Source organism: Anoxybacillus sp. ST70, from assembly GCF_019553625.1.
Taxonomy (GTDB): domain Bacteria; phylum Bacillota; class Bacilli; order Bacillales; family Anoxybacillaceae; genus Anoxybacillus; species Anoxybacillus gonensis.
This window is the reverse complement of sequence record NZ_JAHZOF010000008.1, coordinates 94,512-110,963: the sequence shown is the minus strand read 5'-3', so window position 1 is coordinate 110,963 and position 16,452 is coordinate 94,512. Positions and strand designations below refer to the sequence as shown.

Genomic DNA, 16,452 nt, shown 5'->3' with positions numbered 1-16,452 from the left:
AGATGAACAACCGATTTCTTTTTCTATTTCCATGTATTATATAAAAGATAGCGCTTTTCTCGCTCGTTTTTAGAGATTGAGAAAAGTGTTTTTCTTTTTGTCAATCGATTTGCTGCTTATTTTTCCTGCGATGCAGTTTCTTCCTTCCCTTTTTCGTCACAATTATTTTTACAATACATGTTAAAATCATTTCAATAGTGTTAATACTACAAAGCTAATTAAATTCGCTCGTTTTGTATTTGTTTTTTTGTTCAATGAATCACAATTTTGTTGAGGTGAAGACAGATGAAGCGTTTGTTTGCCTTATTGATAGCGGGATTGCTTCCGCTTCTTGGTGGCTGTGAGATGGTTGTGTTTCAGCCGCAAGGACCAGCTGCAAGAAGTATTACAGAACTAATCAACTGGTCGATTTGGTGGATGCTTCTCGTTGTTGTCGTTGTATTTGCATTGTTTGCTTACATCGTATGGAAATATCGGGATCGCCCTGAGCGGCAAGGGGAAGAACCGCCTGAAGAGCATGGAAGCACGGTGCTTGAAATTGTATGGACCGTTATTCCGATTTTGATCGTCATCGCACTAACGATTCCGACAATGAGAACGTTATATGATTTAGAAAAACCGCCGAAAGGGTACGAAGACGAAAAACCGCTCGTCATTCATGTGACGTCAGCGGATTGGAAATGGATTTTTAGCTACCCTGAACAAAATATTGAAACGGTAAACTACGTCAACATTCCAGCAGGTCGTCTTGTGTTATTTAAAATGACTTCCGCGTCTACGATGCAGTCGTTTTGGGTACCAGCGCTAGCTGGACAAAAATATACGATGAACAAAATGGAAACGGAATTATACGTCGTTGCAGATCGTCCGGGATCGTATGAAGGACGGAATACAAACTTTAACGGACGAGGGTATGCACATATGCAGTTTGAAGTGTTAGCCCAAACGCCACAAGAGTTTGAAAAATGGGTGGAAGAAGTGAAACAAACGGCACCGAAATTAACGAAAGAAAAATATGAACAATTGTTGTTGCCGACACATTTAGGACGATTGACGTTTGTCGATACGCATTTGCAATGGGTAAACCATGCTGATCCGCATTCGAAGACGTACACAAATCCAGAATTATATCGCGGGCATGGATACCAAGGGAAAATTTTTATTCGTGAAGATAACTACAAAAGCTCATCAACTTGTAACGATGAGGAACAAAAAGCTTTAGAGAGTGATAGCGGAGGTGAACATCATGGGCATTAAGTGGAATGAAATATTTGTTGGAGGAGATCCGCTTCTTGTCGGTTCACAAATTGCGATTGTATTGACTGTCGTTGCGATTGTCGCTGGATTAACGTACTTTAAAAAATGGGGTTGGTTATGGCGCGAATGGCTTACGACAGTTGACCATAAAAAAATTGGGATTATGTACATTTTATCAGGTGTACTCATGTTTTTCCGCGGTGGAATTGACGGGTTGTTAATGAAGGCGCAAACGGCGCGCCCAGAAATGAACTTTTTAGATGCGCAACATTACAATGAAATTTTCACAACACATGGCGTCATTATGATTTTATTTATGGCGATGCCGTTTTTGATTGGTTTAATGAACGTCGTCGTGCCTCTGCAAATTGGAGCGCGCGATGTGGCGTTTCCGCAGTTGAACGCACTTAGCTTTTGGCTATTTTTTAGCGGGGCGATGTTATTTAACATTTCGTTCGTTGTCGGCGGTTCACCGGATGCAGGGTGGACGTCGTACTTCCCGCTTGCCGGAAAAGAGTTTAGCCCAGGCATCGGAAATAACTACTATGCGATTGCGTTGCAAATTGCAGGATTAGGGACGTTAATGACCGGTATTAACTTTATTGTCACCATTTTAAAAATGCGTGCACCAGGCATGACATTGATGAAAATGCCGATGTTTACATGGACAACATTCATTACGTCAATTATTATCGTCGCGGCATTTCCGATTTTTACAGTTGCCTTAGCGTTAATGACGTTTGACCGTTTGTACGGAACACATTTCTTTACGCTTTCTTCAGGCGGAAGCGATATGCTTTGGGCAAACTTATTTTGGCTTTGGGGCCACCCAGAAGTGTATATCGTCATTTTGCCGGCGTTCGGTATTTTCTCTGAAGTCATTGCGACGTTTTCACGAAAAACGTTGTTCGGCTATACATCGATGGTCGTTTCCATTGTTGGTATTGCATTTTTAAGTATGATCGTATGGGTGCACCATTTTTACACGATGGATGCAGGTCCTGCGGTGAACTCATTTTTCTCGATTACAACGATGTTAATTGCCGTTCCGACAGGCGTGAAAATTTTTAACTGGTTGTTTACGATGCGAAAAGGACGCATTCAATTTACAACTGCGATGTTATGGGCGCTCGCTTTCGTGCCAAACTTCGTCATCGGTGGAGTGACAGGGGTCATGTTGGCGATGGCGGCTGCAGATTACCAATATCACAATACGCTATTTTTAGTCGCGCACTTCCATTACGTGTTAATTCCAGGCGTTGTGTTTGCGGTATTTGCAGGGTTGTACTATTGGTGGCCAAAAATGTTCGGCTTTATGTTAAACGAAAAGCTCGGCAAATATCACTTCTGGTTGTTTACGATCGGATTTAACGTGACGTTTATGCCGATGTTTTTCCTCGGTTTAAAAGGCGCAGTTCGTCGGGCATATACGTATTCAGCAGAATCTGGGTTTGCGCCGCTGTTTCTCGTTTCTGCGATCGGTTCTATTATTTTGGCGATCGGCTTTGCGGTATTTTGTTATAACATTTATTGGAGCTTCCGTTATGCGAAGCGCAATGTTTCCCACGATCCATGGGATGCGCGCACGCTTGAATGGATGACGGCATCGCCAGTACAATTTTATAACTTTGCGGTCGTTCCAGAAGTGAAACAATTAGATGCGTTTTGGCATATGAAAAAACGTGGTGAAACGCTTACGTTGAAAGAAAGCGAAATCAAAAAAATTCATATGCCGAGCAACTCAGGTTTGCCGTTTTATATGGCAGTCGTGTTTGGAATTACAGGTTTCTTCCTCGTCTTTGAAGCGCATATCGCAGCAGCTGTTGCGGCGATTGGGATTATCATCGGGCTTGTCATTCGTTCGTTTGATTACAATGATGGCTATTATGTAAGCGTCGATGAGATTAAACGAACAGAACGTACGTGGAGAAACGTAGAAGGGGGGACGGAAAATCATGTCGGCTAACGTCAATCATTCTCTTCCACTGGAATATCAAACGGAACAAAACCGATTAAATATTTTAGGTTTTTGGATTTTTCTCGGGGCAGAAATTGTGCTATTTGCGACGTTGTTTGCCGTCTATGGTGTGTTAGGTCACCGCTATGCCGGTGGCCCAACGCCGAGCGACATTTTTAAGCTGAACGATGTGCTTATTGAAACGTTGTTGTTGTTAACGAGTAGCTTCACATGTGGATTAGCTGTCTTTTTCATGCGGCAACGCGATATGAAAAAACTGCTCGTTTGGTTTATTATCACCCTTTTATTAGGGGCAGGCTTTTTGTTTATGGAAATTCGGGAGTTTATTCATTACGTGCATGAAGGAGCAACGATGCAAACGAGCGCATTTTTATCAAGCTTTTTTGTGCTGCTTGGCACGCACGGCGCGCACGTGACGTTCGGAATCATTTGGGCGATTATGCTCATTATTCAACTCCTTCAACGCGGGTTGACGCCAATGACTGCAAGAAAAATGTTTATCATTAGTTTATATTGGCATTTCCTTGATGTCGTTTGGATTTTCATTTTTACGTTCGTTTATTTAAAAGGGATGGTGGGGTAAATGGAACATAAAAGCAAATATCCCGTTAGCCACGTGATTGGGTTTTTCTTTTCGCTTGTTTTAACGTTTGTCGCGGTGTTTGTCACATTAAAAATGAACGTATCATATACGATTGTCATGTGGATCATCGGTTCACTCGCGGTCATTCAAGCCGGACTTCAACTATTTATGTTTATGCACGTCACAGAAGGAGAAGACGGAAAAACGAACGTCATTAATATGGCATATGCAGTGTTCGTTGCGATCGTCATTGTCGCAGGATCGATTTGGGTGTTAACGTCTGGACATGCCGCACATTAAAACAACTGGTTGTACGCCAGTTGTTTTTTAATTTTTTACTCATGTATATACATGTCTACCTCCCACTTGTTCATCATTCTTGTTATAATGAAAAAAAGCAGGGAGGAGGGACGGGTGTGCGTGTATATGAGGAAACGTTAAAAAAATTGTTTATCAACTACACAATTGGCTCGATTTTGGCAGTTGTCGGTGTCGGTAGTACGCTAATGGTTATGGCATTGCATATTCGCCAAGTGGATTTAATGCTGTTGTTGCTTATTCAATTTTTTTCATTTTGCATGATGTTATTTATTGAATATCGCGCCTTTCAAAAAGATATTGATCCGATTCGTCGTCTTTTTTATGACAACAATATAACGGAACAACAGTTTTATTGGGCGCTTGTTCAAGCGAAGCGTTTTCCGCTGCTTACAGTGAGACGTATTGCGCTTCCACATTTTTTAGGGCTTTCTATTCCGGCCATTGCGTTGACGCTTTCGCTTATTTTTATAGATGTGTTGCGCATTCCATATATGTATGTCGTTTATGCTTTATTTGGTGCGTTGCTTATTGCAATGCTTCATGCGATGATTGAGTTTTTTTTAACGCTACGCACGATGCGCCCGCTCATTGGCGATATGATGCAAATCGGGAGAATGCATGGGTTTCATGAAACGATCCGAGCAACAAATGTCGTATATGTTCCGATGAAAATAAAAATTGGCTTAAGTGTGTTATTCATTGGCATTTTCCCAGTTTTATTATTTGTGTTAGCGACAGAGGTCAAATTGTTCGCTGAGGGGAAAAATACGTTTTCAGGCTATTGGACGTGGACGATTGTTGTTTTAGTCATTTCTGTTTTGTTTTCTTTATTTGCGGCGCGTGTCTTATCGGAAGATGTAGAACGAAGCATTGAAGATTTGCTTCAATATATGAACCGCGTGCAAAGAAAAGAGTATGAACTGATGTGTGACAACGTGTATATTGATGAATTTTCCGAGCTTACAAACGGCTTTAACCATATGGTCGATGCGATTGTCAAACGAGATGAAAAAAATAAGCAATTATTAAATAGTTTTATTTCGGTCATGACGACAGCGCTCGATGCGCGTGATGAATATACAGCTGGTCATTCGCAACGTGTTGCGGTATATGCTGTGGAAATTGGTAAAAGGCTAGGAGTGACAAATGAACAACTTGCGCGTTTATATCGTTCTGCGATTTTGCATGATATCGGCAAAATCGGTATCCCTGATCACATTTTATTGAAAGACGGAAAATTAACAGATGAGGAATTTGCATGGATTAAAAAACATCCGGTGCTCGGTGAAAACATTATTCGACAAGTGCAGCCGATTGAAAAAGTAAAAGATTTGCTTCCGGGCATTCGATCACATCATGAACGGATCGATGGAAAAGGGTATCCCGATGGCTTAAAAGGGGAGGACATTCCGCTCTTTGGGCGCATCATCGCGGTTGCTGATGCGTTCGATGCGATGACGTCTGATCGTCCATATCGAAAAGGAATGCATGTAGAAAAAGCGGTTTCGATTTTGTTAGAAGGTCGTGGGACACAATGGGATGCCCAAATGGTCGATTGTTTTATTTCTTTTTTAAAGGAGAGAGAACAAGAAAAAGTGAGTTAGATGCCAACGACGGCATCTATTTTTTTATGTAAGTGATATACTAAAAGAAAAAGGATGTGAGATGGTGAAACGGGTCGTGATTAGCTTTCTCCTTTTACTTGCAGGATGCGCGAATGGGCAAGATCCATCGAACGTGAAACAGTTAGAACAAACGATTGAAAAACAACAATCGGCCATTGAACAACTGCAAGAAAAAAATAAACAGCTTCAAAAAGAAAACGAGCAATTAAAAACCGAGGAAAAACAAATTTCTTCTTCTCTTTTATCTGTCGCGTTAAATGTTGTGACCGCGTTAAAAAATAAAGATATGAATACGCTTTCTTCTTATGTCCATTCGACAGCTGGGGTGCGGTTTAGTCCATATGGACATGTCGATGTCCAAAATGATTTGCAGTTTTCTGCTTCTCAGCTTCCTTCCCTTTGGGCTTCGACGCAAGTATATCAATGGGGAGTATATGACGGTTCAGGCGATCCTATTCAATTCACGTTTCAAGACTATTTTGATCGTTTCGTCTATGATGTAGATTTTGCGAATCCACATATGATCGGAAATAATGTTGTTGTTGGGACAGGAAATATGATTAACAACATTCAACAAGCATATCCGAACGGATCATTTATCGAATTTCATTTCACAGGCTTTGACCCACAGTATAGCGGCATGGATTGGAGAAGTTTGCGCCTCGTCTTTGAACAAGAAAACGGTCAATGGAAACTCGTTGGAATTATTCATGATGAATGGACGACATAACATACAAAAGGTGTCCGGACAGGGACACCTTTTGTATTACTCGCCTTTTAATTGCTTGAGTTGTTGCTCGACTTCTACATCAAATGATTGAGGGGGCATCGTTTGAATGACAGAGCGAGCTTTTGCTTCTGCTTCGAGCAACATTACTTTTTCTTCCATACGCGCAAAACCTTTTATGACATGATCGTAATGAAAAGACGTCATCGCTTCGTCCATTTGTTTCATCGTCTCGGCAACATAAAAGCGCGTCATTAACTGCACTTGTTTTAGTTTTAATTGCTCATATGTTTCGTACAGTTGCTTCACTTTTTCTGTTAAAACAGTTGTTTTTTCTTTTAATGTATTGTATTGTTGCGTATATAGTTCTAATTTTTTTTCATAAGCGATTTTTTCTTGAAGAGCCATTTTTGCGATCGGCTCTTCATTTTTTTCAACGGCTAATTTTGCTTGACGAGCACGTTTTTCAATCATTTCTTTCGCATCTGCGATCAAACGTTCATATTTTTGTTCTAACACGAATTGCTGCGCTAATGCTTGTTGTGCTTTTTCTAGCTGTTCTTCTAGTTCACGAATGTATTGTTTCGTCATGCGAATCGGATCTTCGCATTTGTCAATGATGTCGTGTAAGTCGGCAAGGACGACATGTTTGACGCGTTTAAAAATACCCATCTTATTTTTCCTCCTTGTTTATTGTTTTTTCCCATTCATCTAAAAAGCTATGGTTTTGAATAGGTGAAACGAACGGTTCAAATGCAGGCGCTGGTTTCGTTTTGCTTCTAAACAACACGTAAGCTGCAACAATAGCTAGGACAGCAAGCAACGCTTTCGGTAAAAGACCAACGAGCCCGATCGCCATGAGCGCCCCGCCAATCCATTTGCCGCCGCTTTTTGTCGTTTTCCACACGATCCATCCGATGATGACGAATGCCAACTGAATAAGGAAAGGAATCCATCCGAACATTGGCATGCCGTGTGGTCGCATCATTTGTGGACCGTGGTGGCCAAATGCGCGATGATGTTTCCCCATTCCCATCATGTGCTCTGCCGGCATTCGTCCGCTCCAACCGATGTGAATGAAATAAGTAGCGACGTGTGCGAATACGGCGACGACAACTAGTCCACCTAGCAAAAAGAAAAGGGTTCGTTTTTTCACATCACTCACCTCCTTTGTTGTTTACAGTTTGAATTGTACAAGCGAAAAGAGAAAATTAGGTGAAAAAGAAAAAAACGTGCGACATTTATGCACGTTCATTCGGAAAAGTGAGAGTAAATGTTGTTCCTTTCCCCACTTCGCTTTCAACTTGAATGTGTCCGTTATGTGCTTCAACAATCCATTTTGCGATGGAAAGTCCAAGACCGTGGCCGCCAATTTGCCGTGTTCGCGCTTTGTCTGCACGGTAAAAGCGATCAAAAATATGAGGAAGGTGTTCAGGTGCAATGCCAATCCCTGTGTCAGAAATGGAAATTTCTACAACTTTTCGTTGTTTCGTCACATATTGTTTGAAAGAAAGGGAAACTGTTCCACCTTCAGGAGTATATTTGATGGCATTATCAAGCAAAATGTACAACAGCTGTGTACATTTATCTTCATCCCCGACGAATTCAATTTGTTCAGACGCATGAAACTGAAGCGTAATGTTCTTTTTATTTGCAAGCTCTTGTAACGAATGCAGCGTATGTTGGGCACATGCCTGCAAATCAAACGGTTTTTTTTCGATCTGAAGCTTTGCGTCGTCTGTTCGTGCAAGGGTGAGAAGGTCGTTAATGAGTTTAGTCATTCGTTTTGTCTCATCTCCTAGACGTTCAATCGTTTTACGACTAAATGCATCGGACGTTAACGACATATCCATTTTCAATGCTTCTACAGAAGAAAAAATGACGCTAAGTGGCGTCCGCAGTTCATGAGAAGCATCGGCGACAAATTGACGTTGGCGATTGTATGCGTCTTGAATTGGAACGAGCGCACGTTTAGACATGAAATAGCTAAAAGCAACAGCGACCGCGATAAATAACACGCCGAGGCTGAGTAAAATGAATGTTGACCATTTGAGCAAACGAAACATGCTTGTCACATCCATACCGACATATAGCACGCCAACGAGTTGTCGATCGACAATTAAGGGACGAGCGACAGTTAATATTTTTAATTCATCGGCACGAAATCGTTTCAATTCGTGCTGATGGTGAGGGATATGAATGTCTACATATCTTAATTCATTTTTTTCTGGCGTCCACGGTTGAAGTGTAGAGAGGAGAAGCGGTCGCAATCCTTTATTCACTTCATCCCCCATCATCAACCGTCCGCGCGCATCTACGACGTAAAAAAACAGTTGGTCTTCACTTAAAAAAATGACATTTTGATCTGTTGGCCAACCGATGAACGGCTGCTCTGTAAGCAAGGTTTGAATCGTTTGTCCTTCTTGTTCAGCGAGCATACGAATGCGTCGCTCTTGGTCATTTGTCATGACGGTATGAATAAGGAAAGAAACAACCGCAATAAAAATGGCTAAAAACACGATAAGAATCCCGCTGTATGTGGCAGTTAAGCGCCATTGTGTGCGGTGAAACATATCGGAATGATTGAAAAAAGAACGAATGTTATTTTTCAATGGTATATCCCACCCCGCGCACCGTTTTAATGAGCTGTTGTTGTTCATCTCCAATTTTTTTACGCAACAGCTTGACGGTTGCATCAATCGTTTTCATCGAGACGTCTGCGTCATAACCCCAAATACGATCAAGAATAATGTCGCGCGTTAACACCCGACCTTTGTTTTGCAGTAATAAATCGAGTAGTTGAAATTCACGTGGGGTTAATATCATTTGTTCTCCATTTTTCGTCAATGTATGAGTTGTACGGTTGACTTCAAACGCTCCCCAGCGGACAATTTCTTCTTGAATTGGTGCAAATGTGCGCCGCGATAACGCTTTAAGGCGTGCTATGAGCTCATCGATTTCAAACGGCTTTACTAAGTAATCATCCGCTCCGGCTTCTAACCCTTCGACGCGGTCTTGTACCGCATCTTTCGCTGTTAACATTAAAATGGCTCCGTGATAGCCATGTTTTCTTAAACGTTGACATACGCTAACGCCATCACCGTTTGGTAACATCCAATCTAAAATAATCACATCATAAAACGAAGCGAGTGCATAATCGTAAGCATCTTCTCCTTCTTGTACCCAATCAACATGTTCGACACCTTTTTTCTTCAATAAATGGACGATCAGTTCACCTAAATATACATCATCTTCTGCAAGCAACACTTTCATTCTTCTCACCTTTTTTTCTTTCATCATACCAAATCCCGATGAAAAACAGGTGAAAACGACATAAAAAACAAAAACAGAAAAAAGGAAATTTACATGTAGAGGAGTGAAAACGATAACAATATGACGAATTTGTGAAAAAGGTTGCAAAGTTCTTATATACCCCTTATAGTATAAGTGTAAATACCTAACGGGGTATATAAGAAAGGGGGACACGAATGAAAAAATTATATTTTTTTCCACAAAAACATTTACTCATTAGCGTTCCAGCAACGTTGTTGTTCGGATTTATCGTAGGAACGTTTGTAGATACGAGTTTTTTAAAGTCGACCATTTTGTTTGCAACAATTATTATGATTTATGCAACGATGGTTGGTTTTAAATGGAAGGAATTAACCCATTTAAAAGAAAAGAAAATATTGTTTGCTTCCATCGTTATCAATTTTATTATTATTCCATTTATCGCTTTTTTGATCGGAAAGACGATGTTGCAACATCATCCGATCATGTTTGCAGGACTTGCCCTGTCCGCGCTTCTTCCGACGAGTGGAATGACGATTTCATGGACAGCGATTCAAAAAGGAAATATGGCAGCAGCTGTAAAGTTAACTGTATTTGGCCTTGTGCTTGGCTCTTTGTTGACACCATGGTATTTGCTTGTAATGGTTGGAAAATACGTTGACATTAACGTGATGGAAACGTTCCGTACGATTTTACTCGTTGTGTTTGTACCAATGATTCTCGGGCATATCACATTTAAATGGCTAATGAGAAAATATACGCCAGAGCAATTTCAAAAACAAGTGAAGCCAAACTTTGCGCCGTTAAGTATATGGGCCATGCTATATGTAGTATTTGTCAGCATTAGCATGCGAGCAAAAATGATTGTATCTAACTTACAGCTTATTGTCATCGCGTTGGCAGTATTGTTACTTTTCTATTTCGTTAACTATGTGATTAGCACGTTGGTAGCTAAACAATTTTTTAATCGTGAAGACGGCATCGCGCTTGTCAACGGTACCGTTTTGCGTAATTTATCTATTGCGATCGGATTAGCTGCAACATCTTTCGGTGCAGAAGCAGCACTCATTGTTACTCTCGCTTTTATCGTTCAACAACAGTCGATCGCTTACTACGGAAAAATAGCAAATCAATATTGGTTTAAACAACAAAACAACTAAGAAAGGGAGCTGATTATCATGAATAAAATGACATTTATCGTTCAAGCGACAACTGAAGGAGTGACAACACGAGCAAAGGCTGGAAAACATGAATTTGTGATTGATGAAGCGAAGCAAATGGGCGGTCAAGATTTAGGAGCAAATCCGCTTCAAATGTTACTTGGAGCGCTTGCGGCATGTGAAAATGTGACTGCTCGCGTCGTGGCGCGGGAGATGAAATTTGATTTACAAGACATGACTTTTACAGTAAAGGGACAGTTTGACCCGCGCGGATTTATGGGGGATCCATCTGTTCGTCCTTATTTTGACAATGTGTCTGTCGAAGTAGCTGTGAAAACGAACGAAAGTGAAGAACGGATTCAACAATTGAAAGAGAAAGTGGAGGCGCGTTGCCCAGTATATACGTTGTTTAAAGCAGCAGGCGTACAAATGAATGATCAATGGTACAAAGCGTAGTAGAGCGGCGTTTGCCGCTCTTTTTTTGTTTGCATCAAAAGATAAGGGAAATCCCCTATGGGTATATAGTTTAACAACATATACAATGTAATTAAGTTAAGAAAACAAAATTGAAAGCGGATACAAAAAGGAGCGATGAACGATGGCGAACGTCTACGGTGTGAAGGTAGCAATTGTTGGGGCTGGCTCAGCAGGTATTTCGATTGCAGCACGGTTATTAAGAAAAAATCGTCAGTTACGTGGACAGGTGTTGCTGATTGATCCATCAGATAAACATTACTATCAACCGCTTTGGACGCTTGTAGGTGGCGGAGCAGCTAAAGTAGAAGACTCCGTTCGCGAGCAAGCTACACTTATTCCGGATGGAGCGAAATGGCTAAAAGAAGCGGTCGATACGTTTGTTCCAGAAAAAAACACATTAAAAACGAAAGAAGGGTCAACAGTTCGTTACGACTATTTAGTTGTAGCGGCAGGTGTCGAAATTTATTGGGATCAAATTAAAGGATTGAAAGAAACGATCAGCAAAAACGGTGTTTGCAGCAACTATTCATACGACTACGTGCAAAGCACGTGGGAAAACATTCGCAACTTCCGCGGCGGTACAGCCATTTTCACACAACCAAGTACTCAAGTAAAATGCGGTGGTGCGCCACAAAAAATTATGTATTTAGCAGACGACTATTTCCGTCAATCTGGTGTTCGCGAACAAACAAACATCATTTTTGCTTCTGGATTACCAAACATTTTCGCTGTCAAAAAATATGCTGATACGCTTGAACAAGTCATTCAACGAAAAAATATTGAGGCGAAATATCGTGTCGAGCTAGTTGAAATTGATGGAAAAGCGAAAAAAGCGACATTTGAACATCTCGATACGAACGAACGCTTTACGTTAAGTTTCGATATGATTCACGTAACACCACCGATGGGACCGCCAGCTTTTATTAAGAAAAGTCCATTAGCGGATGCGGCTGGATGGGTCGATGTCGATCCGTATACGTTGCAACATAAAACGTATGAAAATGTATTTGGGGCAGGTGACTGCACAAATTTACCAACATCTAAAACAGGGGCAGCGATTCGAAAACAAGCACCAGTCGTGGCAGAAAATTTACTCGCACTTATGAACGAAAAACCGTTAAAAGCCCGTTACGATGGCTATACATCATGTCCACTCGTAACCGGTTATAATAAGCTCGTTTTAGCTGAGTTTGATTATGAAAAAAATTCACAAGAAACGTTCCCATTCGATCAGTCAAAAGAACGAATGAGTATGTATGTCATGAAACGAAACTTGCTGCCGATCGTCTATTGGAACGGAATGTTAAAAGGACTTATGTAGAGGGGGGAGAACATGTTGCAACGAATTGAAAACGATGAACAACAAGAGGCGCTCCGTTATTTTATTGAAAAACTCCCACAACTAAAACAAACAATGGAATCGTTAGAAGAAAAAGTCACATTTGTTCAACATGTACTGAATGATAAAAAATCGCTTGAAGCGATGTTTACGGAATGGGAGGAAAAAGCCGCGCCATTTCGACTGACGTCGGAACATCTTGAAGCACTTGCGACGCTCGTTCAGCTGCTGCCAACGCTTGTCCAATGGCTACAAAAAGCAGAAGAGCTCATTTCATTTGTGACAAGCGTGATCAATGATCGTGAGTCAATGGCGTATGCGATACAAGGAGCAAAAGATATCGTTCCAATTGAAAAAGGATTAACGATTTTAAAAGAAACAAACGAACGCTTCCAACGCGATCGCGATTCGTCCGCTGTATCGCTATTACGCATGTACCGTTTGTTAAAACACCCACTCATTCAAGATGGGGTGAAATATATAGAAACGCTACTTGATGTAGCAAGCAAACATAAATAAATTGGAGGGGATGTATATGTTATTTCGTTCATTTTTCGATGAGCAATTAGCGCACATGTCTTATTTAGTCGGATGCCAACGCACAGGGGAAGCAATTGTGATCGAGCCAGGCCGCAATGTCGATTGGTATATCGACACAGCGAAAAAAGAAGGATTGCAAATTGTCGCCGCAACAGAAACACACATTCACGCAGACTTCGTTTCAGGTGCAAAAGAACTAGCCAAACGTTGCGGTGCGAAGCTTTACTTATCTGATGAAGGAGATGCGAACTGGAAATATCAATATTTAGATGAAGTCAATTACGAACTTGTGAAAGAAGGAAGCGTTTTTACTATTGGGAATGTCGAGTTTCAAGTGCTTCATACACCAGGGCATACGCCAGAACATATTTCCTTTCTCTTAACGGATAAAGGTGGCGGTTCAACAGAGCCGATGGGTATTTTCACAGGCGACTTCGTTTTCGTTGGTGACATCGGTCGTCCAGACTTACTTGAAAAGGCAGCAGGAGTGGCTGGTACGGCAGACGTTGGCGCGCGTCAAATGTTCCAATCGCTGAAAAAATTTAAAGCCCTCCCAGATTATTTGCAAGTATGGCCAGCACATGGAGCGGGAAGCGCATGCGGAAAGGCGCTCGGTGCGGTTCCAGTTTCAACGGTTGGATATGAAAAGTTAAACAACTGGGCGTTAAAAATTGAAGACGAAGAAGAGTTTGTAAAACTATTGCTTACAGGGCAACCAGAGCCGCCGAAGTATTTCGCGATGATGAAAAAGGTAAATAAAGTTGGTCCAGCTTATGTAAATGAAGAAGAAGTGCCGGCGTTGCAAACGCGTGAGCAGCTCGACGAGTATAAAGCAAACGGAGCGTTTATTTTAGATGTTCGTCCATCACAACAGTTTGCGAATGGACATTATGAAGGCTCAATAAACATTCCGTTTAACAAATCATTCACAAACTGGGCAGGCTGGTTAATCAACTATGAACAAGATATTGTAATCATCGCAAATAAAGAAGATGTACAATCCATTCGCAAAGCACTTGCTTATATTGGATTAGATCGCGTCGTTGCATACGTAGAGCCAGCCGTTGCATTAAACGGTGAGGTTGAAAGCTACGAAGAAATTGATGTACATCAGTTGCAACAATATATAAAAGACGATCGCTATCATCTCATTGACGTACGGAACCAAGCAGAATGGGATGAAGGATATATTGAAGGCGCACAACATATGATGCTTGGCACACTTGCCGATCGTTTACACGAGATTCCAGAAGGTAAAACATATATTGTTCAATGCCGTTCAGGTGCGCGCTCAGCCATTGGCGCAAGCATTTTACAAGCAAATGGATTCAAGCAAGTACTCAACTTAAAAGGTGGATATTTAGCGTGGACGAGAGAAAAACTTCCAGTTGTAAAACAATCATAAGGGCTGACGGTGTCAGTCCTTTCTTTTCATCTTTTCTCTCTCCTATAATGGAAGAGAGGTGAGAACATGCAATTTTTAGATAAAATTTTTGCTTACATTCAAGATGAGATTATTGTCATGGATCATAAGCGCACGATTGTAGAGATGAACCCAGCTGCCAAACGGCTTACCGGCTGGCAACTAGGTGAAAAAGTGCCTTACTGCTCGTTTTGTCAACAACGTGATGTACGTGAAGGGGAAGAGCGATGTTATTTAATCGCAACAGAAGAAGTACCGTATTTTTTATCGGAAATGCCGACGTATCATGGACAGTTAATTGATGTAGAAATGAGCACAGCACTTATCCTCGAACAAGATGATGCGAAATATTATTTGCTTGTTTTGCGTGATCAAACAGCGAAGAAAAAAGAAGAGGAAGCACGTCGTTCAAAGTGGATGGTGAAAAAACTAACCGAAGCAAAGGAAGAGGAACATAAACGTTTAGCACAAGAATTACATGACGGTGTCGGGCAGTCGCTCTACAGCATTTCCATCGCGTTAGATAATATTATTCAACGTGTACAAGATGAAAAGCTCCATGCATACGTCAAAGAAGTGCGTGAAGAACTTGGACGCGTCATGGAAGATGTAAAACTATATGCTCAACAACTTCGTCCAAAAAGTTTAGATGCCCTTGGGCTTATTCCAACGATTCAGTCGCTTATCCAGTCACTTCAATCGAAAATGCCAAATACGTTATTTTCATTTCAAACAAACGTATATACACGCTTGTCACCGACGATGGAAATTAACTTGTATCGCATCATTCAAGAAGCACTACATAACGTGATGAAATATGCAAAGGCAACAGAAGTGTCTATTTCGATTGAACAGACAGAACGGGAATTGCTTGTCTCTGTTGTGGATAACGGTGTCGGTTTCCACGTTGAAGAAAAGCGTGAAGGGCTCGGCTTAAAACATATTCAAGAACGTGTTTTTCATCTCGGAGGGGAAACGACTATTACATCTGCACCAATGAAAGGGACAATGATTTTTGTGCGTGTGCCATTAGAGGAGGGCGGAGAGGATGAAAGTGTTAATCGTTGACGATCATGATTTAATTCGAAAAGGTATTCGCCTCCTTCTTGAAGGGTTTCGTGAGGTGGAAGTCGTTGGGGAGGCAAGCAACGGTTGCGATGCCATTACACTGGCATTGAAACATCGCCCAGATGTCATTTTGCTCGACCTTTCGATGCCGACAGGGCTTGACGGATTTACAACCGCCAAAACGATTATGGATGAATTAGAAGATGTGAAAATTATTGTTTTAACGATGCATGATGAAGAAATATATGTACAAAAAGCGATTCAATATAATATTCACGGTTACTTGTTAAAAAACAGCCAAACAAACGATCTGCACGAAGCATTGCAAGCCGTATATCATGGCAAGCGATTTTATCGTACCCATATTCCTGAGGAACGGCTTGAAAAAATGTTTGCGGAAAAAGAGCCGAAGTCACCACTTACTAATCGCGAACGTGAAATTGTTCGGTTAACTTTTCTAGGATATACGAACAGCCAAATTGCAAATAAGTTAAAAATTAGTCCGAAAACGGTCGAAAATCACAAAACGAACATTATGCAAAAACTTGGTATTAAGGAAAAACATGAACTCATTCAATACGCTTTAAAAAATCATATTGCCGATTTAGTGTAAAGTCCTGCGGTAATATGTCAAGGTGAAAAATCATCGAAATTGGAAATTCG

At 41.1% G+C, this 16,452-nt stretch carries 17 protein-coding genes; 13 read left to right on the top strand and 4 right to left on the bottom strand.

All coding sequences use genetic code 11. The features are described from left to right. Nucleotides 1-285: 285 nt before the first annotated feature. From qoxA to K1I43_RS11575, 6 genes are all read left to right on the top strand, one after another. Nucleotides 286-1,257, top strand: coding sequence for a cytochrome aa3 quinol oxidase subunit II (gene qoxA, locus K1I43_RS11600; RefSeq protein WP_009361855.1), 972 nt, complete (start codon nucleotides 286-288; stop codon nucleotides 1,255-1,257). Continuing rightward, nucleotides 1,247-3,223: a cytochrome aa3 quinol oxidase subunit I gene (qoxB, locus tag K1I43_RS11595; protein ID WP_026011760.1), complete on the top strand. Its 1,977-nt coding sequence runs from the start codon at nucleotides 1,247-1,249 to the stop codon at nucleotides 3,221-3,223. The genes qoxA and qoxB overlap by 11 nt, the downstream gene beginning before the upstream one ends. Continuing rightward, on the top strand, nucleotides 3,213-3,818 hold the full coding sequence (qoxC, locus tag K1I43_RS11590) for a cytochrome aa3 quinol oxidase subunit III (protein WP_009361853.1): 606 nt from the start codon (nucleotides 3,213-3,215) through the stop codon (nucleotides 3,816-3,818). The genes qoxB and qoxC overlap by 11 nt, the downstream gene beginning before the upstream one ends. Continuing rightward, complete coding sequence (gene qoxD, locus K1I43_RS11585; protein WP_019418080.1) at nucleotides 3,819-4,118, top strand: cytochrome aa3 quinol oxidase subunit IV; 300 nt, start codon at nucleotides 3,819-3,821, stop codon at nucleotides 4,116-4,118. Between the two features lie 116 nt (nucleotides 4,119-4,234). Further along, nucleotides 4,235-5,743, top strand: a complete 1,509-nt coding sequence (locus K1I43_RS11580) for an HD-GYP domain-containing protein (protein WP_019418079.1) — start codon at nucleotides 4,235-4,237, stop codon at nucleotides 5,741-5,743. A 61-nt stretch (nucleotides 5,744-5,804) separates the two neighbouring features. Then, nucleotides 5,805-6,494: a hypothetical protein gene (locus tag K1I43_RS11575; protein ID WP_019418078.1), complete on the top strand. Its 690-nt coding sequence runs from the start codon at nucleotides 5,805-5,807 to the stop codon at nucleotides 6,492-6,494. A gap of 36 nt (nucleotides 6,495-6,530) precedes the next feature. On the opposite strand, the gene K1I43_RS11570 is transcribed toward K1I43_RS11575, so the two are convergent. The 4 genes from K1I43_RS11570 to K1I43_RS11555 all read right to left on the bottom strand — a co-directional run bounded on the left by K1I43_RS11570 (nucleotide 6,531) and on the right by K1I43_RS11555 (nucleotide 9,764). Beyond that, nucleotides 6,531-7,163 carry a PspA/IM30 family protein gene (locus K1I43_RS11570; RefSeq protein ID WP_026011759.1) on the bottom strand — a complete coding sequence of 211 codons (633 nt, stop codon included), beginning with the start codon at nucleotides 7,161-7,163 and terminating at the stop codon, nucleotides 6,531-6,533. Nucleotide 7,164: 1 nt separating this feature from the next. After that, entirely contained in the window at nucleotides 7,165-7,647 is a 483-nt protein-coding gene (locus K1I43_RS11565; protein ID WP_019418077.1) for a hypothetical protein, read from the bottom strand. Nucleotides 7,648-7,732: 85 nt separating this feature from the next. Further along, entirely contained in the window at nucleotides 7,733-9,103 is a 1,371-nt protein-coding gene (locus K1I43_RS11560) for a sensor histidine kinase (RefSeq protein ID WP_026011758.1), read from the bottom strand. After that, nucleotides 9,093-9,764 carry a response regulator transcription factor gene (locus K1I43_RS11555; RefSeq protein WP_019418075.1) on the bottom strand — a complete coding sequence of 224 codons (672 nt, stop codon included), beginning with the start codon at nucleotides 9,762-9,764 and terminating at the stop codon, nucleotides 9,093-9,095. Before K1I43_RS11555 ends, K1I43_RS11560 begins: the two co-directional genes overlap by 11 nt. Nucleotides 9,765-9,979: 215 nt before the next feature. Between K1I43_RS11555 and K1I43_RS11550 the strand changes: the two genes are divergently transcribed. The 7 genes from K1I43_RS11550 (at nucleotide 9,980) to K1I43_RS11520 (ending at nucleotide 16,402) form a co-directional block, all read left to right on the top strand. Beyond that, a complete protein-coding gene (locus K1I43_RS11550) occupies nucleotides 9,980-10,942 on the top strand; it encodes an arsenic resistance protein (RefSeq protein ID WP_009361845.1) in 963 nt (320 codons plus the stop codon). Nucleotides 10,943-10,960: 18 nt separating this feature from the next. After that, complete coding sequence (locus K1I43_RS11545; RefSeq protein ID WP_136260231.1) at nucleotides 10,961-11,398, top strand: OsmC family protein; 438 nt, start codon at nucleotides 10,961-10,963, stop codon at nucleotides 11,396-11,398. Nucleotides 11,399-11,540: 142 nt separating this feature from the next. After that, nucleotides 11,541-12,740: an FAD/NAD(P)-binding oxidoreductase gene (locus tag K1I43_RS11540; RefSeq protein ID WP_136260230.1), complete on the top strand. Its 1,200-nt coding sequence runs from the start codon at nucleotides 11,541-11,543 to the stop codon at nucleotides 12,738-12,740. A 12-nt stretch (nucleotides 12,741-12,752) separates the two neighbouring features. Further along, nucleotides 12,753-13,277 (top strand): hypothetical protein, encoded by a 525-nt coding sequence (locus tag K1I43_RS11535; RefSeq protein ID WP_136260229.1) that lies wholly within the window; start codon nucleotides 12,753-12,755, stop codon nucleotides 13,275-13,277. A 16-nt stretch (nucleotides 13,278-13,293) separates the two neighbouring features. Then, nucleotides 13,294-14,703: an MBL fold metallo-hydrolase gene (locus K1I43_RS11530; RefSeq protein ID WP_136260228.1), complete on the top strand. Its 1,410-nt coding sequence runs from the start codon at nucleotides 13,294-13,296 to the stop codon at nucleotides 14,701-14,703. 66 nt (nucleotides 14,704-14,769) lie between these two features. After that, nucleotides 14,770-15,789 carry a PAS domain-containing sensor histidine kinase gene (locus tag K1I43_RS11525; RefSeq protein ID WP_136260227.1) on the top strand — a complete coding sequence of 340 codons (1,020 nt, stop codon included), beginning with the start codon at nucleotides 14,770-14,772 and terminating at the stop codon, nucleotides 15,787-15,789. Continuing rightward, nucleotides 15,770-16,402 carry a response regulator gene (locus tag K1I43_RS11520; RefSeq protein WP_136260226.1) on the top strand — a complete coding sequence of 211 codons (633 nt, stop codon included), beginning with the start codon at nucleotides 15,770-15,772 and terminating at the stop codon, nucleotides 16,400-16,402. The genes K1I43_RS11525 and K1I43_RS11520 overlap by 20 nt, the downstream gene beginning before the upstream one ends. Nucleotides 16,403-16,452 lie beyond the last annotated feature (50 nt).